This window comes from Pseudomonas sp. HC1(2025) (genome assembly GCF_058742075.1).
The window spans coordinates 4,224,991-4,247,089 of sequence record NZ_CP196017.1 but is presented as its reverse complement, the minus strand read 5'-3'; the positions used below and the strand labels follow the sequence as shown (position 1 = coordinate 4,247,089).

Annotated in this window: 21 protein-coding genes; 19 read left to right on the top strand and 2 right to left on the bottom strand. The window is 61.6% G+C overall.

Features of this window, described 5'->3' with window-relative positions:
- Positions 1-236: 236 nt before the first annotated feature.
- Genes ACSSVH_RS18850 through ACSSVH_RS18835 form a run of 4 tightly spaced genes read left to right on the top strand, consistent with a single transcriptional unit; the run spans position 237 to position 4,586 of the window.
- A complete protein-coding gene (locus tag ACSSVH_RS18850; protein ID WP_492633599.1) occupies positions 237-707 on the top strand; it encodes a (2Fe-2S)-binding protein in 471 nt (156 codons plus the stop codon).
- Positions 704-3,025 carry a xanthine dehydrogenase family protein molybdopterin-binding subunit gene (locus tag ACSSVH_RS18845; protein ID WP_492633598.1) on the top strand — a complete coding sequence of 774 codons (2,322 nt, stop codon included), beginning with the start codon at positions 704-706 and terminating at the stop codon, positions 3,023-3,025. The genes ACSSVH_RS18850 and ACSSVH_RS18845 overlap by 4 nt, the downstream gene beginning before the upstream one ends.
- Positions 3,025-4,011: an XdhC family protein gene (locus ACSSVH_RS18840; protein WP_172312905.1), complete on the top strand. Its 987-nt coding sequence runs from the start codon at positions 3,025-3,027 to the stop codon at positions 4,009-4,011. Before ACSSVH_RS18845 ends, ACSSVH_RS18840 begins: the two co-directional genes overlap by 1 nt.
- The gene (locus ACSSVH_RS18835) at positions 4,008-4,586 is read left to right on the top strand and encodes a nucleotidyltransferase family protein (RefSeq protein ID WP_432754499.1); all 579 of its coding nucleotides are present in this window, start codon (positions 4,008-4,010) and stop codon (positions 4,584-4,586) included. The genes ACSSVH_RS18840 and ACSSVH_RS18835 overlap by 4 nt, the downstream gene beginning before the upstream one ends.
- A gap of 137 nt (positions 4,587-4,723) precedes the next feature.
- On the opposite strand, the gene rne is transcribed toward ACSSVH_RS18835, so the two are convergent.
- Entirely contained in the window at positions 4,724-7,954 is a 3,231-nt protein-coding gene (rne, locus tag ACSSVH_RS18830) for a ribonuclease E (RefSeq protein WP_432754498.1), read from the bottom strand.
- Between the two features lie 701 nt (positions 7,955-8,655).
- On the opposite strand from rne, the gene rluC reads away from it, so the two are divergent.
- Genes rluC through ACSSVH_RS18815 form a run of 3 tightly spaced genes read left to right on the top strand, consistent with a single transcriptional unit; the run spans position 8,656 to position 11,275 of the window.
- Positions 8,656-9,615: a 23S rRNA pseudouridine(955/2504/2580) synthase RluC gene (rluC, locus tag ACSSVH_RS18825; RefSeq protein WP_005790558.1), complete on the top strand. Its 960-nt coding sequence runs from the start codon at positions 8,656-8,658 to the stop codon at positions 9,613-9,615.
- Positions 9,602-10,264: an HAD-IA family hydrolase gene (locus ACSSVH_RS18820; RefSeq protein ID WP_170043759.1), complete on the top strand. Its 663-nt coding sequence runs from the start codon at positions 9,602-9,604 to the stop codon at positions 10,262-10,264. Before rluC ends, ACSSVH_RS18820 begins: the two co-directional genes overlap by 14 nt.
- Before the next feature lie 21 nt (positions 10,265-10,285).
- Positions 10,286-11,275, top strand: a complete 990-nt coding sequence (locus ACSSVH_RS18815) for a S49 family peptidase (RefSeq protein ID WP_169955208.1) — start codon at positions 10,286-10,288, stop codon at positions 11,273-11,275.
- Between the two features lie 131 nt (positions 11,276-11,406).
- Here the strand turns inward: ACSSVH_RS18815 and ACSSVH_RS18810 are convergent, their stop codons facing one another.
- Positions 11,407-11,985 (bottom strand): Maf family protein, encoded by a 579-nt coding sequence (locus ACSSVH_RS18810; RefSeq protein ID WP_170043758.1) that lies wholly within the window; start codon positions 11,983-11,985, stop codon positions 11,407-11,409.
- Between the two features lie 105 nt (positions 11,986-12,090).
- Between ACSSVH_RS18810 and ACSSVH_RS18805 the strand changes: the two genes are divergently transcribed.
- The 12 genes from ACSSVH_RS18805 to ACSSVH_RS18750 all read left to right on the top strand — a co-directional run bounded on the left by ACSSVH_RS18805 (position 12,091) and on the right by ACSSVH_RS18750 (position 21,850).
- Positions 12,091-12,621, top strand: a complete 531-nt coding sequence (locus ACSSVH_RS18805) for a YceD family protein (protein ID WP_029299696.1) — start codon at positions 12,091-12,093, stop codon at positions 12,619-12,621.
- A gap of 13 nt (positions 12,622-12,634) precedes the next feature.
- Positions 12,635-12,817, top strand: coding sequence for a 50S ribosomal protein L32 (rpmF, locus tag ACSSVH_RS18800; RefSeq protein ID WP_008152339.1), 183 nt, complete (start codon positions 12,635-12,637; stop codon positions 12,815-12,817).
- 4 nt (positions 12,818-12,821) lie between these two features.
- Positions 12,822-13,832: a phosphate acyltransferase PlsX gene (plsX, locus tag ACSSVH_RS18795; protein ID WP_169955210.1), complete on the top strand. Its 1,011-nt coding sequence runs from the start codon at positions 12,822-12,824 to the stop codon at positions 13,830-13,832.
- A 127-nt stretch (positions 13,833-13,959) separates the two neighbouring features.
- Positions 13,960-14,898, top strand: coding sequence for an ACP S-malonyltransferase (gene fabD / locus ACSSVH_RS18790; RefSeq protein WP_432754497.1), 939 nt, complete (start codon positions 13,960-13,962; stop codon positions 14,896-14,898).
- Between the two features lie 17 nt (positions 14,899-14,915).
- The gene (gene fabG, locus ACSSVH_RS18785) at positions 14,916-15,659 is read left to right on the top strand and encodes a 3-oxoacyl-ACP reductase FabG (RefSeq protein WP_169955212.1); all 744 of its coding nucleotides are present in this window, start codon (positions 14,916-14,918) and stop codon (positions 15,657-15,659) included.
- 192 nt (positions 15,660-15,851) lie between these two features.
- Positions 15,852-16,088, top strand: coding sequence for an acyl carrier protein (gene acpP, locus ACSSVH_RS18780; protein ID WP_076964148.1), 237 nt, complete (start codon positions 15,852-15,854; stop codon positions 16,086-16,088).
- Positions 16,089-16,215: 127 nt separating this feature from the next.
- Entirely contained in the window at positions 16,216-17,460 is a 1,245-nt protein-coding gene (gene fabF, locus ACSSVH_RS18775; RefSeq protein WP_169955213.1) for a beta-ketoacyl-ACP synthase II, read from the top strand.
- Entirely contained in the window at positions 17,460-18,275 is an 816-nt protein-coding gene (pabC, locus tag ACSSVH_RS18770; RefSeq protein ID WP_492634725.1) for an aminodeoxychorismate lyase, read from the top strand. Before fabF ends, pabC begins: the two co-directional genes overlap by 1 nt.
- 1 nt (position 18,276) lies before the next feature.
- Entirely contained in the window at positions 18,277-19,371 is a 1,095-nt protein-coding gene (gene mltG / locus ACSSVH_RS18765) for an endolytic transglycosylase MltG (protein WP_172312901.1), read from the top strand.
- A 19-nt stretch (positions 19,372-19,390) separates the two neighbouring features.
- A complete protein-coding gene (tmk, locus tag ACSSVH_RS18760; RefSeq protein ID WP_169955215.1) occupies positions 19,391-20,023 on the top strand; it encodes a dTMP kinase in 633 nt (210 codons plus the stop codon).
- Complete coding sequence (locus tag ACSSVH_RS18755; protein WP_432754496.1) at positions 20,016-21,002, top strand: DNA polymerase III subunit delta'; 987 nt, start codon at positions 20,016-20,018, stop codon at positions 21,000-21,002. Before tmk ends, ACSSVH_RS18755 begins: the two co-directional genes overlap by 8 nt.
- Positions 21,003-21,067: 65 nt before the next feature.
- Positions 21,068-21,850, top strand: coding sequence for a TatD family hydrolase (locus ACSSVH_RS18750; protein ID WP_169955217.1), 783 nt, complete (start codon positions 21,068-21,070; stop codon positions 21,848-21,850).
- Positions 21,851-22,099: the final 249 nt, after the last annotated feature.

The window sequence follows — 22,099 nt, the reverse complement described above, 5'->3', positions numbered from 1 at the left end:
TCTAGCCTGTTGAACCAAGCCCTGCATTGCAGGGCTTTTTTGTTAATGCTGGGTTAACTTAGCAGGCTAACGATGCCTGTTTATTGTTCGATAGACGCTGTTTATCAAAGGCCCGGTGAAGACCTGTCTTCACAAGAGAGCCCGATTAGCCTGAGCCATCTGCGTGAACCGACTCCGCTCCTTTGAAAGCGGCAGATAGCTCGACCCCATAATCCAATCACTATGCGGGCGTGCCCATGATTACTCTCAAACTCAACGGTCAAGATCATCCGCTGGATGTCACCGAGGACATGCCCCTGCTGTGGGCGATCCGCGACGTGGCGGGTTACAACGGCACCAAGTTCGGTTGCGGCATGGGCCTGTGCGGTGCCTGCACCATTCATATCGAAGGCTCGCCGGCGCGCAGTTGCATCACACCCATCGGCTCGGTCAAAGGGCAGAACGTCAGCACTATCGACAACCTGCATAACGACCCGATTGGCCAGGTGGTGCAGCAGGCGTGGCTGGACACCGCAGTGGCGCAATGCGGTTACTGCCAGGGCGGGCAGATCATGTCGGCCACGGCCTTGCTCAAAACCAACCCCAACCCCAGCGATGCGCAGATTGAAGAGGCGATGGTCGGCAATATCTGCCGTTGCGGCACCTATAACCGCATCAAGACGGCGATCCGCCAGGCCGCGACCCACTTGCAGGAGGCCAAGGCATGAGCCAGTTGCCGAGCAATTTCGCCCTGAACAACCTCAGTCGCCGTGGGTTCCTCAAGGGGGTCGGCGCGACCGGGGCGCTGGTGGTGGCTGCCAGTTGGGGCTTGCCCCAGGCCTTTGCCGCCGAGGCCAAGCAATACGGCGGGGCCGCGATGCCCCATGGGGTGGTCGATGATCCCAAGGTCTATGTCAGCATCGCCACCGACGGCACCGTCACCGTGATTTGCAACCGCTCGGAAATGGGCCAGGGCGTGCGCACCAGCCTGACCATGGTGGTGGCCGATGAACTGGAGGCCGATTGGGCGCTGGTGAAGGTTGCGCAGGCGCCGGGCGATGAAGCGCGTTTTGGCAACCAGGATACCGACGGTTCGCGCAGCATGCGCCATTGGTTCGAGCCGATGCGCCGGTGCGGCGCCGCCGTGCGAACCATGCTGGAACAGGCCGCTGCCGAGCAGTGGCAAGTCCCGCTGGGCGAATGCCGGGCGCAGTTGCATAAAGTGATTCACCAGCCCAGCGGCCGCGAACTGGGCTATGGCGCCCTGGCCGCAGCCGCCGGTGCGCTGGCGGTGCCGGCGCGCGACAGCCTGCGGCTCAAGCAACCCTCGGAATTTCGCTATATCGGCAAGGAAGCCACCAAGGCCATCGACGGTGCCGATATCGTCAACGGCCGGGCGGTGTACGGCGCCGACGTGCATTTTGACGGAATGCTGTTCGCGACCATTGCGCGGCCCAAGGTGTATGGCGGCAAGGTCAAGTCGTTCGATGCCAGCGCGGCGTTGAAAGTCCCCGGGGTGATCAAGGTCCTGCAAATCGAAAGCCGGCCCTTGCCCTCGGAGTTCCAGCCATTGGGCGGCGTGGCGGTGGTGGCCAGCAACACCTGGGCGGCGATCAAGGGGCGCGAAGCGTTGCAGATTGTCTGGGAGGACGGCACCAATGCCGGCTACAACTCCATCGATTATCGCAAGACCCTGGAAGCGGCGGCCCTCAAGCCCGGCAAAGTGGTGCGCAATACCGGCAGCATCGACCAGGCCCTGAGCGATGCCGACAGCACCCTCGAAGCCGCGTATTACTTGCCACACCTGGCGCAGTCGCCGATGGAGCCGATGGTTGCCGTGGCCCGCTATCAAGACGGGCAATGCGAGGCCTGGGCCCCGAGCCAGGCGCCACAGGTCACCCGCGAACGGGTGGCCGAGCGCCTTGGCCTGCCGTTCGATAACGTCACGATCCACGTCACCCTGTTGGGCGGCGGTTTCGGGCGCAAGTCGAAACCGGACTTCATCATCGAAGCTGCGGTGCTGGCCAAGGAGTTTCCCGGCAAGGCTGTGCGCGTGCAGTGGACACGCGAAGACGATATCCATAACTCCTACTTCCATACCGTCTCCGCCGAGTACCTCAAGGCCGGCCTGAACAAGGACGGCATGCCTGCCGCCTGGCTGCACCGCACCGTGGCACCCAGCATCACCGCGTTGTTTGCGCCAGGCATGAACCACGAGGCGGCGTTCGAGCTGGGCATGGGTTTTACCAACATGGCCTATGCCATTCCCAATGTGCGCCTGGAAAACCCCGAGGCTGCTGCCCACACCCGTGTGGGTTGGTACCGTTCGGTGTCGAACATCCCCCACGGGTTTGCCATTCAGAGTTTTGTCGATGAACTGGCGCACAAGGCCGGCCAGGATCCGCTGAAATATCAACTCAAGCTGCTGGGCCCGGATCGTCAGATCGATCCGCGAACCTTGAGCGAAGAATGGAACTACGGCGAGTCCCCCGAGCGTTATCCGATTGATACCGCGCGCATGCGTGGCGTGCTGGAAACCGCGGCCAAGGCTGCCGGCTGGGGCCGTGCGCTGCCCAAGGGGCGTGGCTTGGGGCTGGCGGTGCACTACAGCTTCGTGACCTATGTGGCGGCGGTGATCGAGGTCGAGGTCAAGGATGATGGCACACTGATTGTGCACAAGGCCGACATCGCCGTGGATTGCGGCCCGCAGATCAACCCGGAGCGCATCCGCTCGCAGTTCGAGGGCGCGTGCGTCATGGGCTTGGGCAATGCGGTCCTGGGGGAAATCAGCTTTAAGGATGGCAAGGTCCAGCAGGACAACTTCCATATGTATGAAGTGGCGCGCATGTCCCTGGCGCCCCGGGAAATCGCCATACATTTGGTCACTCCAACAGGTGAGGTGCCCTTGGGCGGTGTCGGTGAACCGGGTGTGCCGCCGATTGCGCCGGCGCTGTGCAATGCGATATTTGCCGCCACTGGCAAGCGTATCCGCAACTTGCCTGTGCGATATCAGCTACAGGGCTGGCAGCAGGAGGCGAAGGCCTGATGGACAGCGTGGATCTGAATGTCCTGCGCAGCGTGCTCGAATGGCGCCGCGCCGGGCAGCGGGTGGTGCTGTACAGCGTGGTCCAGACCTGGGGCAGCGCGCCACGGCCGCCGGGGGCGATGCTGGCCCTGCGCGGCGACGGGGTGGTGATCGGCTCGGTGTCCGGTGGCTGCATCGAGGATGATCTGATCGCCCGGCTGCATGATGGCCGCTTGCCTGATGACGGGCCGCCGGTGCAACTGGTGACCTATGGCGTCACCCGCGATGAAGCGGCGCGCTTTGGCCTGCCATGCGGCGGCACCTTGCGCCTGACGGAGGAGCGGGTGGGTGATCCTGCGTGGGTCGCCGAGTTGCTGGCGCGTTGTGAGGCTCATGAAATAGTGGCCCGGGAGTTGGACTTGGCGACGGGCACCGTGCGTTTGAGCGCGGCGAGCAAGTACGACATTGTCAGTTTTGACGGTGGACGCTTGCGGGCTATCTATGGCCCGCGCTGGCGCCTGTTGTTGATCGGTGCAGGCCAGTTGTCGCGCTATGTGGCGGAAATCGCGCGGCTGTTGGATTTTGAAGTACTGATCTGCGACCCACGCACGGAGTTCGTGCATGGCTGGGAAGAACAACACGGGCGCTTTGTGCCGGGAATGCCCGATGAGGCGGTGCTCAATATCCAGACGGACGAGCGCACGGCCATTGTGGCCCTGACCCACGATCCGCGCCTGGATGATATGGCGCTGTTGACCGCGCTCAATTCCCGGGCGTTCTACATCGGTGCCCTGGGGTCACGGGCCAATAGCCGTAAGCGTCGCGAGAACCTGGCCGTGCTGGGGCTGGGAGCCGAGGCGATTGCGCGGCTGCATGGTCCGATCGGTCTTGATATTGGCAGTCATACGCCGGCAGAGATTGCCTTGTCGTTGATGGCGCACATCGTCGCGATCAAGAACGGCGTAGAGCTGTTGCAAGCGAAACCCGTGCGGGAGGCGGTCAGTTGACGAGCGCCATCACCGCCATTGTCCTGGCGGCGGGGCAGGGCAGTCGGTTCCGCGCGTTAAGCGGTCAGGACAAACTGCTGGCGCCTTGTGTGGGGCGTGATGGGGTGACGCGGCCGGTCTTGGAGCAGGTGCTGGTCAATTTGCCCGCCAGTGTCACCCGGCGTTGGGTGGTCACATCGCCGGAGCGCAGCGAGGTTGTACGCCTGGCGCGCCATTATGGGTGCGAAGTGCTGCTCCTGGATTCGGCGGGCATGGGCGACAGTATTGCGGCAGCGGTGGCCGCCAGTGGCCCCGCGACGGGTTGGCTGGTGGTGTTGGGGGATATGCCGTTTATCCAGGCGGCGAGTATTGAGCGGGTGATAGAGCGGGTGGAGGGGGTCAGTGTGCCGGTGCATGCTGGCCGGCAAGGCCATCCTGTTGCGTTTGGCCAGGCACTGGGGCCGGTGTTGATGGGGTTGACCGGGGATTGTGGGGCCAAGGCGCTGTTTGCCCAGGCTGAGGTGCGGGAAGTGCGGGTGGATGATCCTGGGGTGTTATGGGATGTGGATGTGCCGCAATCACTGGAATTCAGGTAGGGGCTGGAAGAGCTGCTCGGGGTGTCAGGTATTTATCCGTCATCGTTAACGACCATCGCAGGCAAGCCAGCTCCCACGTGTCGCATAAAAAAGCCCCGCCTGAGTGATCAGGCGGGGCTTTTTAGTTGCCGTTGGAATCAGGCGAGGGGTTTAGGCTCGTGCTCTTCTTCCAGGGCTTTGGGGTTGTGCTCTACCACTTCTTCAACGGAACGCAGGTTCTCGTCGATGGTTGGGGCAGTGTGCTCAACTTCTGCTTCGATGGCCGGTGCTTGCGCAACCGCTTCGACTACGGCCGGGGCCGCTGCCGCTGCTTCTTCGGCTTCTTTCTGCAGACGCTCGGCTTCACGCTTGCGACGACGCACTTCACGTGGGTCGTTAGGCGCACGGCCGTTTTCGGTGAGGGCGCTGGCAGGGGCTTCAACCATTGGGGCGGCCACTTCGGCAACCACTGGGGTTTCCACGACCACCGGAGCAGGCTCGGCAATCACAACCGGTTCTGCAACCACCGCAGGTTCGGCGATAACCACTTCAGCAGCCGGTGCTGGAGCTTCTTCTACCGGTGCCGGGGCAGGGGCTTCGGTGACGACGGCTGGCTCGGCAGTCCACTGGAAGGCGGTCTGTTCTTCGCGAACTTCACGCACTTGCGGGGTTGCTTCAGCGGCTGGCGCTTCAACAACTGCTTCAACCACAGGCTGTGGCTCAACCACGATTGCGGGTGCAGCCACGACTTCGGCTTCAGGCTGGGCTTCACGAACCGGTGCAACTTCCACTTCTACAGCCGCTGGTGCTTCAACCACGGTGGTGGCTTCGACAACCGGTGCTTCAACTGCGGCAGTTTCCTGCACGGCAGCGGTGGCACGTTCGGCCTGCTGGTTGGCTTCGGCTTCGGCAGGTGCGCTGATGACCGAGCTGGCAACCGCAGCGGTAACGGCCAGGCCAGCAGCCAGTTCGGTGCTGGTGGGTTCGTTGTTGGCGTTGTCTTCGCTGGCTTCGCCGGTCTCTTCCGAGCCTTCGATCACATTGCCGTTGGCGTCACGTTGACGCTCACGACGGTTGCTGCGGCGACGCTGGCCACGGGAGCGGCGGCGTGGACGATCGCCTTCGGCGTTGTCCTGGCCATCTTCCTGTGGCTGTTCGTCATTGTTCAGCAGTTCTTCTTCGCTGGCTGCGGCAGCCTGCTCGGCACGTGGTTGACGCTCTTCACGCGGAGGGCGTGGGGCGCGCTCTTCACGGGGTTGGCGGGCCGGGCGTTCTTCAGTCGCGACATCAGTTGCTACGGCGGCAACAGCTGGGGCAGCGTCCAACGGTTCACGCAGTTCACGTACACGTTCTTCACGCTCGCCACGTGGCTTGCGATCTTCACGTGGGGCGCGAGGGGCACGCGGTGCGCGTTCTTCACGTGGCGCACGCTCTTCGCGCGGAGCACGTTCTTCACGGGCTACGGCTGGGGTTTCTTCACGGGCTTCGCGCGGCTGGCGCTCTTCACGGGGTGCGCGCTCTTCACGCGGTGCACGTTCTTCGCGAGGCTTGCGCTCTTCGTCGCGGCGACCGTTGCGGTTACGGCTCTGCTGGCGACCGTTGCGACGCTCTTCGTTGCGTGCAGGGCGTTCAGCGGCTGGCTTCTCGACCACGGCAGGAGCTACCGGCTCTTCCTTGGTGGCGAACAGGCTGACCAGCGACTTCACCAGGCCCTTGAACAGGCTTGGCTCCGGCAGGACGGCAGGCGCGGCCACCGGGGCAGCGGCTTCAGTCGGCACCGGTGCGTTGGCACGGGCCGGCGCGGTCTTGACGGCGGCTTCCTGGCGAACCAGGGTGCGGGTCGCGGCGGCTGGCTGGACTTCTTCGACTTCGGCAGCGGCAGCGGCGATTTCGTAGCTGGACTGGCCGCTGTGGGCTTCCGGGCTGTCGTCACGCAGGCGCTGGACTTCGAAGTGCGGCGTCTCGAGGTGATCGTTCGGCAGGATGACGATACGGGCACGGGTGCGCAGTTCGATCTTGGTAATCGAGTTGCGTTTTTCGTTGAGCAGGAAGGCTGCAACCGGGATCGGCACTTGCGCGCGGACTTCGGCGGTGCGGTCTTTCAGGGCTTCTTCTTCGATCAGGCGCAGGATCGCCAGGGACAGCGATTCAACGTCACGGATGATGCCGGTGCCGTTGCAACGCGGGCAGACGATGCCGCTGCTTTCGCCCAGGGATGGACGCAGGCGCTGACGGGACATTTCCAGCAGGCCGAAGCGCGAGATGCGGCCAACTTGTACGCGGGCACGGTCGGCTTCCAGGCATTCGCGGACTTTTTCTTCCACGGCGCGCTGGTTCTTGGCTGGGGTCATGTCGATGAAGTCGATCACGATCAGGCCGCCGATATCACGCAGGCGCAGTTGGCGAGCGATTTCTTCGGCTGCTTCCAGGTTGGTCTGCAGGGCGGTTTCTTCGATGTCGCTGCCTTTGGTGGCGCGCGCCGAGTTGATGTCGATGGACACCAGGGCTTCGGTCGGATCGATCACGATGGAGCCGCCGGAAGGCAGTTCGACCACGCGCTGGAAGGCGGTTTCGATCTGGCTTTCGATCTGGAAACGGTTGAACAGCGGAACGCTGTCTTCGTACAGCTTGATCTTGCTGGCGTACTGCGGCATCACCTGGCGGATGAAGGTCAGGGCTTCGTCCTGGGCTTCAACGCTGTCGATCAGTACTTCGCCGATGTCCTGGCGCAGGTAGTCGCGGATGGCGCGGATGATCACGTTGCTTTCCTGATAGATCAGGAATGGCGCGGAGCGGTCCAGGGACGCTTCTTTAATAGCGGTCCACAGTTGCAGCAGGTAATCGAGGTCCCACTGCATTTCTTCGCTGCTGCGGCCAAGGCCGGCAGTGCGCACGATCAGGCCCATGTCGGCCGGGGCGATCAGGCCGTTCAGCGCTTCACGCAGTTCGTTGCGCTCTTCGCCTTCGATGCGACGGGAGATGCCGCCAGCACGCGGGTTGTTCGGCATCAGGACCAGGTAACGGCCAGCCAGGCTGATGAAGGTGGTCAGGGCTGCGCCCTTGTTGCCACGTTCTTCTTTTTCGACCTGGACGATGACTTCCTGGCCTTCGCTCAGGACGTCCTTGATGTTCACGCGGCCTTCAGGGGCTTTCTTGAAGTACTCGCGGGAGATTTCTTTGAGGGGCAGGAAGCCATGGCGCTCAGAGCCAAAATCGACAAAGGCAGCCTCAAGGCTTGGCTCGATACGAGTAATCCGGCCTTTATAGATGTTGGCCTTCTTCTGCTCGCGTGCACCGGACTCGATGTCCAGGTCGTAGAGGCGTTGGCCATCTACCAGTGCAACACGCAACTCTTCGGGTTGAGTTGCGTTAATCAGCATTCTTTTCATGTTGTACCGTCGGTTTCCGGGCTGCCGGAAACGGCGTTCGGCACACACGACTTCTCACGGTCGGTGTCAGGTGCGTCAAGAGTGGTTGGCCACTCCAGTGTCCAGCAATACTGGCCAATTGGGCTGGTATCGCGACTTACGCGTCCTGCTTGCTGTGGTGACTTAATAAGCACTCAGTCAGGAGGAGGAATCAACCGGCGACTGTGGACGAGATGAAGCGTCTAAATATAAGCCTAGTGCTACACAGTCCGACGGTTGTGCATCTCCACCCTACACGTATCCCTGATAATTCGGGTGCTGCCGCGCGCAGAATCCGCAGCGGGTTGGCATTTACCGTGTTCTCCAATGGGGAGTTCACGCTCATGGCTAATAACAGGCGTTGTTTCCGAAGCATTCGCCGTGGTCTGGTACAAGACTGACTGCACTTTGTGAACTGGCCGTAAATATCGGCGCAAGAGGCGAGTAATCACTCTGCTTCCTGCACTCGCTTCAGGCCTCATGTCACCTGCGCTTGTTACAATCTTGAGCCTTCCAGTATGGCAAGAGCCCCGTAGGACGGCCTCGCGTCCTGATGAATTGCGATGGTCAGGGGCGGCAGTTTGCCGCGAGTCCTCTGTCCAGGCCGCTTTTGGCGGCGTTCGCGACTATAGCAGCAATGATTAAGTGCTTCAATTCCATAAAAAATTGTTATCATTCCCGACATGACGACTACCACCCCCCCGACCCCCAGCGTCCAGCTGCTTGAGGTCTCGCCGGAATATGCCGGCCAACGCATCGACAATTTTCTTCTGGCCAGGCTCAAGGGCGTGCCCAAGACCTTGATTTATCGCATTTTGCGCAAAGGCGAAGTGCGGGTGAACAAGGGCCGGATCAAGCCTGAGTACAAGCTGCAGGCGGGCGATATCGTCCGCGTGCCGCCTGTTCGCGTGCCTGAGCGCGACGAGCCCGTGCCGCTGGCCCAGGGCCTGTTGCAGCGCCTTGAGGCGTCGATTGTCTTCGAGGACAACAAGCTGATCGTGATCAACAAGCCGTGCGGCATTGCGGTGCACGGCGGCAGCGGCCTGAATTTCGGGGTGATCGAAGCCTTTCGTCAGTTGCGTCCGGATGCCAAGGAGCTGGAGCTGGTCCATCGCCTGGATCGCGACACCTCCGGCCTGTTGATGATCGCCAAGAAGCGCAGCATGTTGCGCCACCTGCATACCGCCCTGCGCGGCGATGGCGTGGACAAGCGTTATATGGCGCTGGTCCGCGGCAATTGGGCGTCCTCGATCAAGAGCGTGCGGGCGCCGTTGCAGAAGAGCAACCTGCGCTCCGGCGAGCGCATGGTCGAGGTGGACGAGGAGGGCAAGGAGGCGCTGACCCTGTTCAAGGTGCTGCGGCGCTTCGGTGATTTCGCGACCATGGTCGAGGCCAAGCCGGTGACCGGGCGCACCCACCAGATCCGCGTGCATACCTTGCATGCGGGCCACTGCATTGCTGGCGATACCAAGTACGGCGACGAAGGGTTCTCCAAGGAGATTCGTGACCTTGGCGGCAAACGCCTGTTCCTGCATGCCTACATGCTGACGGTGCCGTTGCCCGATGGTGGCGAATTGAAGTTGCAGGCGCCTGTGGACGAGATGTGGGCCAAGACCGTGGAGCGCCTGAGTGTCGCGCCCTGACTACAAGCTGCTGATCTTTGACTGGGATGGCACCCTGTGCGATTCCATTGGTCGGATTGTCGAGTCCATGCACATGGCCTCGACCCGTTCCGGCTTTGAGCTGTGCAGTGACCTGGCGGTCAAGGGCATCATCGGCCTGGGCTTGCCCGAAGCCATTCGCACCTTGTATCCGCAGATCGCTGACAGTGAGCTGGTGGCGTTTCGCGAGCATTACGCCGATCACTACATTGCCCTGGAAGCCGAGCCGTCACCCTTGTTTGAAGGGGTAGTGCAGTCCCTGGCGGCATTTCGTGAGCAGGGCTATCACCTGGCGGTGGCTACCGGCAAGGCCCGGCGCGGCCTGGATCGGGTGCTCAAGGCCAATGGCTGGGAAGATTATTTTGATATCACCCGCGCCGCCGATGAAACCGCAAGCAAGCCTCACCCATTGATGTTGGAGCAGATCATGGCCCATTGCGGCGTGTCTGCCCGTGAGTCGTTGATGGTGGGCGATGCTTCGTTCGACCTGCTGATGGCGCGCAATGCCGGCATGGACAGCGTTGCTGTCAGCTATGGCGCACAGTCCCCCGAAGCCTTGCAGGCTTACGAGCCGCGACTGACGATTGACCGGTTTTCGCAATTGCACGCCTGGCTCAACCAGGCCCGTTAAGTTTTTGCTGGGGTAGATGGCATGACCGATGAGTGGAAAGCACCGACCAAGGCCGGTGCCGACAATGGCGATGATAAAAGCTGGAAACTGCTGGAAAAAACCCTGCTGGCGGGCGTCCAGGAGCAGCGTCGCGCCCGGCGCTGGGGGATCTTCTTCAAGCTCCTGACCTTTACCTACCTGATTGGCATGCTGGTGTTGTTCAGCCCTTTGGTGGATATGGAAAAAAGCGCCGCCCGCAGTGGTAGCTACACCGCGCTGATCGAGGTGCGTGGGGTGATTGCCGACAAGGAGTCCGCCAGTGCCGACAATATCGTCAGCAGCCTGCGCACGGCCTTCGAGGATCCCAAGGTCAAGGGTGTGGTGCTACGCATCAACAGTCCGGGTGGCAGTCCGGTGCAGTCGGGCTATGTCTATGACGAGATCCGTCGCCTGCGCGCGCTGCATCCAGAGACCAAACTGTACGCGGTCATCTCTGATCTGGGCGCCTCGGGTGCCTATTACATTGCCAGCGCCGCCGACCAGATCTACGCCGACAAGGCCAGCCTGGTGGGCTCTATTGGCGTGACGGCGGCCGGCTACGGGTTTGTCGGGGCCATGGAGAAGCTGGGGGTTGAGCGGCGTACCTACACCTCGGGCGAGCACAAGTCTTTCCTTGATCCGTTCCAGCCGCAAAAGGCTGATGAAACCCAGTTTTGGCAGAGCGTGCTCGATACCACGCATCGCCAGTTCATTGCCAGCGTCAAGCAGGGGCGCGGTGAGCGGCTCAAGGATAAAGAGCATCCGGAGTTGTTCTCCGGCCTGATCTGGTCCGGTGAGCAGGCGTTGCCGCTGGGCTTGATCGATGGCCTGGGCAGTGCCAGTTCGGTGGCGCGGGATGTGATCGGCGAGAAGGAGCTGGTGGACTTTACCGTCCAGGAGTCGCCGTTCGATCGCTTCTCCAAGCGACTGGGTGCCAGTGTGGCGGAGAAATTGGCGCTGTATATGGGCTTCCAGGGGCCGACCTTACGCTGAGCTCGCGATTGGCGTAGCCCAAAATGTGGGAGCGGGCTTGCCCGCGATTGCGGTGGGTCAGCCAGCCAATGGGTTGCTGACAGGCCGTCATCGCGGGCAAGCCCGCTCCCACATTGGGTTTTGTGGTGCTTTCAGGGGATCTGCACGCCTTCGGCCAGCAGCATGTCCACCAGGCGAATCAGCGGCAGGCCGACAAGGCTTGTCGCATCCGGCCCTTCGGTGCTTTGAAACAAGCTCACCCCTAAACCTTCGGCCTTGAAGCTGCCAGCGCAGTCGTAGGGTTGCTCGATCCGCAGGTAGCGTTCGATCTGTGCCGGGTCCAACTGGCGCATCGTGACGGTGAAGGGGATGCAGTCCACCTGGCAATGCCCGGTGTCGCTATTGAGCAGCGCCAGGCCGGTCAGGAAGCTGACCTGCCGGCCGCTGGCCGCCAGTAATTGCTCGCGGGCCTTTTCAAAGGTGTGGGGCTTGCCGATGATCTGGCCATCCAGCGCTGCGACCTGGTCCGAGCCGATGATCAGATGCCCAGGGTGGCTGCCGGCGAGGGCGCGGGCTTTCTGCTCGGCCAGGCGCTTGACCAGGTCGGCTGCTGGCTCGTTGGCGTGATGGCTTTCGTCGATATCCGGCGAGCTGCAGATGAACGGCAGATGCAGGCGGTTCAGCAGTTCCCGGCGATAAACCGAGCTGGAAGCGAGTAATAAAGGCAACATGTGGCTCTCCTCAAGGCAGTCGCGGATTCTAGCGAGCGGACAGTCTGGCGCACAGGGCTGAATTTCCTTTGACATGGGCGGGTGCATCCCTATAATGCTGCGCCTATGTTGAATGACCCGATTCCACCTCACGTTGACCCGCGCAAATTGGCTGATCGTGGCACCACCCTCCAAGGTGAAGTGTTGCTGGCCGATTTGGAGAGACTCTGCGACCCGCTTTCCGACAATGTCGGTACGGTGCAGGCTAAATTCGTTTTTGAGCGAGATGAACGTAAATCTGTGGTAATCCACAGCTTTATCGACACCGAGGTCAAAATGGTTTGCCAGCGTTGTCTTGAGCTGGTCACCCTGCCGATCCACAGCGAATGCAGTTATGCTGTGGTGAAAGAGGGTGCGAATACCCAGTCGTTGCCGAAAGGTTATGACGTGCTGGAACTGGGCGAAGATCCTTTGGATCTGCATGCACTGATCGAGGAGGAGCTTCTGCTCGCCTTGCCCATTGTGCCTGCTCATCATCCGGAAGAATGCCAGCAGCCGGCGGGGCTCGATGACGAGTCCGAACCGAGCGAGGACGAGGTAACGCGGTCCAACCCGTTCAGTGTATTGGCGCAGTTAAAGCGTGACCCAAACGTTTAGGAGTTAATCAATTATGGCTGTTCAGCAGAACAAAAAATCCCGCTCTGCCCGTGACATGCGTCGTTCGCACGATGCCCTGACGGCAAGCACTCTGTCTGTAGAAAAAACCACCGGTGAAATTCACCTGCGTCACCACGTATCGCCAGAAGGCGTATACCGTGGCCGTAAAGTGATCGACAAGGGCGCTGACGAGTAATCACTTGTCTGCTCAAGTCATCGCGATTGACGCAATGGGCGGGGACTTCGGTCCCCGCAGCATTGTCCAGGCATGCATTGCCAGCCTGTCTGCTACGCCCTCGCTGCACCTGACCCTCGTCGGTCAACCTTCCCTACTTGAAGAACTGATTGCCAGCCATGCGGCTGTGGATCGCGCGCGCCTGACGATAACGCCGGCCAGCGAAACCATCGGCATGGATGAAAAGCCGGCCCAGGCCCTGCGTGGCAAGCCTGACTCCTCCATGCGCGTGGCCCTTGAGCTGCTGCGCGATGGCAAGGTCCAGGCCTGTGTCAGCGCTGGCAATACCGGGGCCTTGATGGCGTTGTCGCGGCATGTGCTGAAAACCCTGCCGGGCATTGATCGGCCGGCGATGGTCGCGGCGATCCCGACGCAGCGTGGCTATTGCCAGTTGCTGGACCTGGGGGCGAATGTCGATTGCAGCGCCGAGCACCTGCTGCACTTTGCCCTGATGGGTTCGGTCGCGGCCGAGGCGCTGGGTGTGGTGCGGCCAAGGGTGGCCTTGCTGAACATCGGCACCGAGGACATCAAGGGTAACCAGCAGGTCAAGTTGGCCGCCAGCCTGTTGCAACAGGCGCGGGGCTTGAACTACATCGGGTTCGTCGAAGGCGATGGGTTATATCGTGGCGAGGCCGATGTGGTGGTTTGTGACGGGTTTGTCGGAAATATCCTGCTTAAGTCCAGCGAAGGCCTGGCTACGATGATTGCTGCGCGGATCGAGGCGTTGTTCAAGCGCAACCTGGCTTCGCGGCTGGTGGGCGCCCTGGCGCTGCCGTTGATGCGGCGCCTGCAGGCGGACCTGGCCCCGGCGCGGCATAATGGCGCAAGCTTCCTCGGGTTACAGGGGATTGTGGTAAAAAGCCACGGTTCGGCGGGGGTCCAGGGTTTTCAGAGTGCCATTGCGCGTGCGCTGATCGAGATCCAGGAGAACCTTCCGCAGCGCTTGCATGGCCGTCTTGAGGATCTGTTGCCTTAGGCGAATCGGGCCGGGAATGCTTAAATGTGACCGGCCGGTTCAATTGACCATCCAATCTGTCAGTTTCTTGCGCTCCCAGTTGTGGGGCGTCAATTCACCGACGACCAGATCATTAGGGGCTTGTTACATGTCTACATCCCTCGCATTCGTCTTTCCAGGGCAGGGTTCGCAGTCCCTCGGCATGTTGGCCGAGCTGGGCGCGCAATACCCGCTAGTCCTGGAGACATTCAAGGAAGCGTCTGCTGCCTTGGGCTACGACCTTTGGGCATTGACCCAGGACGGGCCGGAAGAACTGCTCAATCAAACCGATAAAACCCAGCCGGCCATCCTGACGGCTTCCGTCGCGCTGTGGCGCGTTTGGCTGGCCGAAGGCGGCGCACGTCCGGCTTTTGTTGCCGGTCATAGCCTGGGCGAATACAGCGCCCTGGTCGCGGCAGGCAGCCTGACCCTCGCTGAGGCGGTCAAGCTGGTAGAGCGCCGTGGCCAACTGATGCAAGAAGCGGTTCCAGCCGGGCAGGGCGGCATGGCCGCGATCCTGGGCCTGGACGACGTCGTGGTGATCGAAGCCTGCGCCGAAGCGGCCCAGGGCGAAGTGGTCAGCGCGGTGAATTTCAATTCCCCAGGCCAGGTAGTGATCGCCGGTGCCAAGGCTGCGGTTGAGCGTGCCATCGAAGGCTGCAAGGCCCGTGGCGCCAAGCGTGCGTTGCCACTGCCGGTCAGCGTGCCGTCCCATTGCGAGTTGATGCGCCCGGCGGCCGAGCGTTTTGCCGAGTCCATCGCAGCCATCAACTGGCAGGCACCGCAGATCCCGTTGGTGCAAAACGTCAGCGCCGACGTGGCGCCGGACCTGGAAACCCTCAAGCGCGACCTGCTGGAGCAACTGTACAAGCCGGTACGCTGGGTTGAATCAGTCCAGACCCTGGCCGCCAAGGGCGCTACCCAACTAGTTGAGTGTGGTCCGGGTAAAGTCCTGGCCGGCCTCAACAAGCGCTGCGCCGAGGGCGTGTCGACGTCCAACCTCAATACCCCGGATGGCTTCGCCGCCGCCCGCGCCGCACTGGCCTGAACTAAGGAGAAGCCTGCATGAGTCTGCAAGGTAAAGTTGCACTGGTTACCGGCGCAAGCCGTGGCATTGGCCAGGCGATTGCCCTGGAACTGGGCCGTCAGGGCGCGGTAGTGATCGGAACTGCCACGTCCGCCTCGGGCGCCGAGCGTATCGCCGCGACCCTCAAGGAAAACGGCGTGCAGGGTACCGGCCTGGAGCTCAACGTGACCAGTGATGAGTCCGTGGCTGCTGTTTTGGCCCAGATCACTGCACAGTTCGGAACACCGGCCATTCTGGTGAACAACGCCGGAATTACCCGCGACAACCTGATGATGCGCATGAAAGACGACGAGTGGTACGACGTGGTCGATACCAACCTGAACAGTCTGTTTCGCCTGTCCAAGGGTGTTTTGCGCGGTATGACCAAGGCGCGCTGGGGCCGAATTATCAATATTGGCTCCGTAGTGGGTGCCATGGGCAACGCAGGCCAAGTAAACTACGCCTCTGCCAAGGCCGGCCTGGAAGGTTTCAGCCGTGCCCTGGCGCGTGAAGTCGGCTCGCGGTCGATTACGGTCAACTCGGTGGCTCCAGGGTTTATCGATACCGATATGACCCGCGAATTGCCTGAAGCGCAACGTGATGCGTTGCTGACGCAAATTCCGCTGGGCCGTCTGGGCCAGGCCCAAGAGATCGCCAATGTGGTCTCTTTCCTGGCATCTGACGGTGCGGCATACGTGACTGGGGCTACAATCCCGGTGAACGGCGGGATGTACATGAGTTAAATTGTGACGGATCGCTTCAAAAAAATGTCATACGAGCTGTCTAAAATCCGTTATAAAGCTGCAATCTATTTATAGACAGGTGGTCGGTAGGGTACGAGGGTGAAGCTTTCAGTTGAAAAGCTGAAAAGCCTTTCTATACACTTACCCACTGGCCAGCTGCCTGAATTTGTCCATTAGGAGTGAAAACAAGGTATGAGCACCATCGAAGAGCGCGTCAAGAAAATCGTTGCCGAGCAACTGGGCGTTAAAGAAGACGAAGTGAAAAACACTTCTTCCTTCGTTGAAGACCTGGGTGCCGACTCCCTTGACACCGTTGAGCTGGTGATGGCTCTGGAAGAGGAATTCGAGACCGAAATCCCGGACGAAGAAGCTGAAAAAATCACTACTGTTCAAGCTGCTATCGACTACGTTACTAGCCACCAGGCGTAATAGTTTGTAATCGTCGCTTGCTGTCATGGAAAAACCGCACTGCTATAACGGCGTGCGGTTTTTTCTTTAGCTCTGATGAAAAATGAGCTTTGAAACAAAGTGTCGTCATTAGAAAAAGGAGAGTGCTGTGTCGCGTAGACGCGTCGTAGTCACCGGTATGGGTATGTTGTCGCCACTGGGTACGGATGTGCCGAGCAGTTGGCAGGGCATTCTGGCTGGCCACAGTGGTATCGGTCTGATTGAGCATACGGACCTTTCTGCCTATTCCACCCGTTTTGGCGGCTCGGTAAAGGGCTTCAATGTCGAGGAATATCTCTCGATCAAGGAATCCCGCAAACTCGACCTGTTCATTCAATACGGCCTGGCAGCCGGTTTTCAGGCAGTGCGTAATGCTGGCCTGGAAGTCACCGATGCCAACCGTGAACGCATCGGCGTGGCCATGGGTTCGGGTATTGGCGGTCTGACCAATATCGAAGAAACCAGCCGCACGCTGCACGACTCCGGCCCTCGTCGAATCTCACCGTTCTTCGTCCCGGGCTCGATCATCAATATGATTTCCGGCTTCCTGTCCATCCATCTGGGTGCCCAGGGGCCTAACTACGCCATTTCCACAGCGTGCACCACGGGCACTCACTGCATCGGCATGGCGGCGCGCAATATCGCCTATGACGAGGCTGACGTGATGATCGCAGGTGGTGCCGAAATGGCCGCCTGCGGCCTGGGCATGGGCGGCTTCGGCGCGTCCCGTGCGCTGTCGACGCGCAATGACGAGCCGACCCGTGCCAGCCGTCCGTGGGACAAGGGCCGTGATGGCTTTGTACTGTCCGACGGTGCCGGTGCCCTGGTCCTCGAAGAGTTGGAGCACGCCAAGGCCCGTGGCGCGACGATCTACGCCGAGCTGATCGGTTTTGGCATGAGTGGCGATGCGTACCACATGACCTCGCCACCCGCCGATGGCGCGGGCGCTGCGCGTTGCATCAGCAATGCCCTGCGCGATGCGAAGATCAACGTCGACCAGGTACAGTACATCAACGCCCACGGCACCTCGACGCCAACTGGCGACCTGGCGGAAGCCCAGGCCATCAGGTCGGTGTTCGGCGAGCACGCCTACAAGCTGGCGGTCAGCTCCACCAAGTCCATGACCGGTCACCTGCTGGGTGCGGCTGGCGCGGTTGAAGCGATTTTCAGTGTGCTGGCGATCAAGGACCAGGTCGCGCCGCCGACCATCAACCTTGATGAGCCGGATGAAGGCTGCGACCTGAACTTCGTGCCTCACGAGCCGCAGAAAATGCCGATCGACGTGGTGCTGTCCAACTCGTTCGGTTTTGGTGGTACCAACGGTTCCCTGGTGTTCCGCCGGTTCGCCGAGTGATGCACTGCTGGGTCGACGGTCAGCCAGCGGACGCAGTGTCGCTGAAAGATCGCGGCCTGGCCTACGGCGATGGTTTGTTTGAAACCATCGCGGTCAAGGCCGGGCAGCCCGTGCTGCTGGATCGTCACCTGCAACGCCTCGACGAGGGCTGCAGGCGCCTGGCGCTTGCGGTGACCCCGGATCTGATCCGCAGCGAGGTGCTGGCTTACGCGGCAGCCCTCGGTGACGGCGTTCTCAAGTTGATCCTCACCCGTGGCGATAGCCTGCGCGGTTATGGCATCAATGCAGGCGCCCCAGCGCGGCGTATCCTGCAAGGCAGCCCGCCTGTCGCCTATCCCCAGGCTCATGGTTCATCCGGCATACGCCTGTTTCCCTGTGCCACCCGTTTGTCCGAGCAACCCTTGCTCGCAGGTCTCAAGCACCTCAATCGTCTCGAACAGGTCCTGGCCCGCGCCGAGTGGCAAGATGCCGATCACGCGGAAGGATTGATGCTGGATATGTCCGGGCGCGTCATCGAAGGTGTGTTCAGCAACCTGTTCCTGGTGCATGCCGGCCAACTGCTGACGGCCGACCTGAGCCGCTGTGGCGTGGCCGGCGTCATGCGTGCCGAGTTGCTGGCCAGTGCCGAGGCGCTGGGCATTGTCACCACGGTTGCCGATATCAGCCTTGCGCAACTGCAACAGGCTGATGAAGTGTTCGTCTGCAACAGCGTGTATGGCATTTGGCCGGTGCTTGGATGTGGGCCAATGAGCTGGTCGGCCGGGCCACTCACCCGTAAACTGCAGGGCATTGTTCGCGCGCTATTGGGTGTTTGATTTGATACGTAAAATTGTATTGCTGCTGGAGATCGGCCTGGTCCTGGCGGGTTTGCTCCTGGGCTTTTCGGCCTGGAAGCTGGACTCGGCCTTGAAGCAGCCGCTGAATCTGTCCCAGGAGCAATTGCTGGATGTAGCCGCTGGCGCGACCCCTACGGGTACTTTCAATCGCCTGGAAAACGACGGCGTGCTTGAGGATGCCTTCTGGCTACGCCTCTACTGGCGCTTCAATCTTGATGGCCAGCCCCTGCACAGTGGCGAGTACCGCATGACGCCCGGCCTGACGGCCCAGGGCCTGATCGGCCTGTGGCAGCGCGGCGACGTGGTGCAGTACAGCCTGACCCTGGTGGAAGGCTGGAACTTCCGCCAGGTGCGCAGTGCCTTGGCCAAGCATGAAAAAATCGAACAGACCCTGGCGGGCTTGAGTGACACTGAGGTGATGGAAAAAATCGGCCATCCCGACGAATTCCCCGAAGGGCGGTTCTTCCCCGACACCTACCGTTTTGTGCGCGGCATGACCGATGTCGAGTTCCTGAAGAAAGCCTACAACCGCCTGGACGAGGTGCTGGCCCAGGAATGGCAGCGACGCGCCCCGGACGCGCCCTATACCGATCCCTACCAGGCGCTGATCATGGCGTCGCTGGTCGAGAAGGAAACCGGTGTGCCCGAGGAGCGTGGGCAGATTGCCGGGGTGTTTGTGCGGCGCCTGAAGATCGGCATGCTGCTGCAAACCGACCCCACCGTGATCTACGGCATGGGCGAGCGCTATAACGGCAAATTGACGCGCGCGCACCTCAAGGAAGCCACGCCCTATAACACCTACATGATCAGCGGCCTGCCGCCGACGCCAATTGCCATGGTCGGCCGCGAGGCGATCCATGCCGCGTTGAATCCGGTGCCGGGCAGCAGCCTGTATTTCGTGGCCCGAGGCGATGGCAGCCATGTTTTTTCCGACAGCCTGGATGCCCATAATGCCGCCGTGCGCGAGTACCAACTCAAGCGTCGCGCCGATTATCGCTCCAGCCCTGCGCCGGCTGCACCCGCGACCGTTGAGCCTGCCGCGCCCGACGCTGCGCCCACGCAAAGCCCGCAATGACTCTGACTAAGGACTGCCTGTGACTGGCTTGTTTATTACCCTGGAAGGCCCGGAAGGCGCCGGCAAGAGTACCAACCGTGAATACCTGGCCGAACGCTTGCGGGCCGAAGGGATCGAGGTGCTGCTGACCCGCGAGCCTGGCGGCACGCCCCTGGCGGAAAAAATCCGCGAGGTGCTGCTGGCCACTGGCGACGAGGTCATGAACCCCGACACCGAGCTGTTGCTGGTGTTTGCCGCACGTGCCCAGCACCTGGCCGAGGTGATCCGCCCGGCCCTGGCCCGTGGCGCGGTGGTGATCTGCGACCGTTTCACCGACTCCACCTACGCCTATCAGGGCGCTGGCCGCGGCCTGTCCCTGGAACGCATCGCGACCCTGGAGACCTTCGTCCAGGGTGACCTGCGCCCGCACTTGACCCTGGTTTTCGACCTGCCGGTAGACGTCGGCCTGGCCCGGGCCAGTGCCCGTGGGCGCCTGGACCGTTTCGAGCTGGAAGGCCGGGGGTTTTTCGAGGCGGTACGCGCGGCTTACCTGCAGCGTGCCCAAGCTGCGCCGTCGCGCTACTGCCTGCTGGATGCCGCGCAGCCGCTGGAGCAGGTGCAGCAGGCCATCGATGCGCTGCTACCCAAACTGTTGGAGCTTTACCGTGGCTGAAGCCTATCCGTGGCAGGACAGCCTGTGGCAGCAATTGGCCGGGCGCGCCCAGCACGCCCATGCCTATTTGCTCCATGGGCCGGCAGGCATCGGCAAGCGCGCCCTGGCCGAGCGCTTGATGGCACGCTTGCTGTGCCAGAATCCGGCTGGGCTGGAGGCGTGCGGGCACTGCAAGTCATGCCTGCTGCTCAAGGCCGGCAGCCATCCGGACAACTACGTGCTGGAACCGGAGGAGGCCGACAAGGCGATCAAGGTCGACCAGGTGCGCGACTTGGTGAGCTTCGTGGTACAGACCGCGCAGATGGGCGGGCGCAAGGTGGTGCTGATCGAGCCGGTGGAGTCGATGAACATCAACGCCGCCAACGCCTTGCTCAAGAGCCTTGAGGAACCTTCCGGCGATACGGTGCTGCTGCTGGTCAGCCACCAATCCAGCCGCCTGCTGCCGACTATCCGCAGTCGTTGCGTGCAGCAGGCCTGCCCGTTGCCGAGCGAGGCCATGAGCTTGCAGTGGCTGGGCCAGGCCTTGCCCGAGTGCAGCGAGCAGGAGCGGGTCGAGTTGCTGACCCTGGCGGCCGGCTCGCCCCTGGCTGCGGTCAGCTTGCAGGCCCAGGGCGTGCGCGAGCAGCGCGCGCTGGTGGTCGACGGGGTGAAGAAGCTGCTCAAGCAAGAGCATTCCGCCACGCAACTGGCCGAAGGCTGGAAAGATGTGCCGCTGTTGTTGTTGTTTGACTGGTTTTGCGACTGGTCCAGCCTGATCCTGCGCTATCAACTGACCCAGGACGAAAACGGCCTGGGCCTGATGGACATGCGCAAGGTCGTGCAATACCTGGCGCAGAAGAGCGCCCAAGACAAGGTGTTGAACATTCAGGACTGGATCCTCGCCCAGCGCCAGAAAGTCCTGGGCAAGGCCAACCTGAACCGCGTGCTGTTGCTTGAGGCCCTGCTGGTGCAGTGGGTCGGGTTGCTCGGCCGACGTTGATATTCTCGGGGTCGACGGATGTTTCGTCGGCCAGACACTTCCTGTGACGCAAGTTGTAACTTCTTATGCTCGTAGATTCCCATTGCCACCTTGATCGCCTCGACCTCGCCGCCCACAACGGCTCCCTGGATGCTGCCCTCGAGGCTGCGCGCCAGCGTGGGGTCGGGCACTTCCTGTGTATCGGTGTCAGCGCCGAGAACGCCGCCGACGTCAAGGCCCTGGCCGAGCGCTATGCCGATGTAGATTGCTCGGTGGGCATCCATCCTCTGGATCTCAAGCCTGGCGAAGCCCCGGCCCTGGAGTGGCTGCTGGACGAACTCAATCACCCGCGAGTGGTGGCCATCGGCGAGACAGGCCTGGATTACCACTACGAGCCGGAGGCCGCCGACCTGCAGCAGGCCTCGTTCCGCCTGCACCTGCAAGCGGCGCAGCAGACCGGCAAGCCTGTGATCGTGCATACCCGTGGCGCCCGCGCCGACACCCTGGCCCTGCTGCGCGAAGCGGCGCTGCCCCAGGCGGGTGTGTTGCACTGTTTTACTGAAGATTGGGAGATGGCCAAGGCGGCCCTGGACCTGGGGTTCTATATTTCCCTGTCGGGCATCGTCACCTTCCGCAACGCCGAGGCCCTGCGTGATGTGGCGCGCCAGGTGCCCGCCGACCGTCTGCTGGTGGAGACCGACTCGCCATACCTGGCGCCGATCCCTCATCGCGGCAAGCCGAACCTGCCGGAATATGTGCGGGATGTGGCGGATTACCTGGCGATGTTGCGCGGCGAGTCGGTGGAGCGTTTTGCCGAGCAGACCACCGAGAACTTCAAGCGTCTGTTCCCCCTGGCGCACGTTCGCTGAATTGCAGGCAAAAAAAACCCGGGTTCTGGGGGGTGAATCCGGGTTAAGACCATTAGGAGTAAACAAGGGTACGCGGTCCGTTGGTACCCATATCGGTGTTTCACTTGGGGGAGATGTCACACCGACAGATGAAGTATTGATCAGTATCCCGTGCAGTCCAGCCGCATCTGATCGTTTTTTAAACAGATTTGGAATACGTGCGCTTCGCTTGAGTTCTCATTGAGCGGCAATACATTGCGCGAATCGACG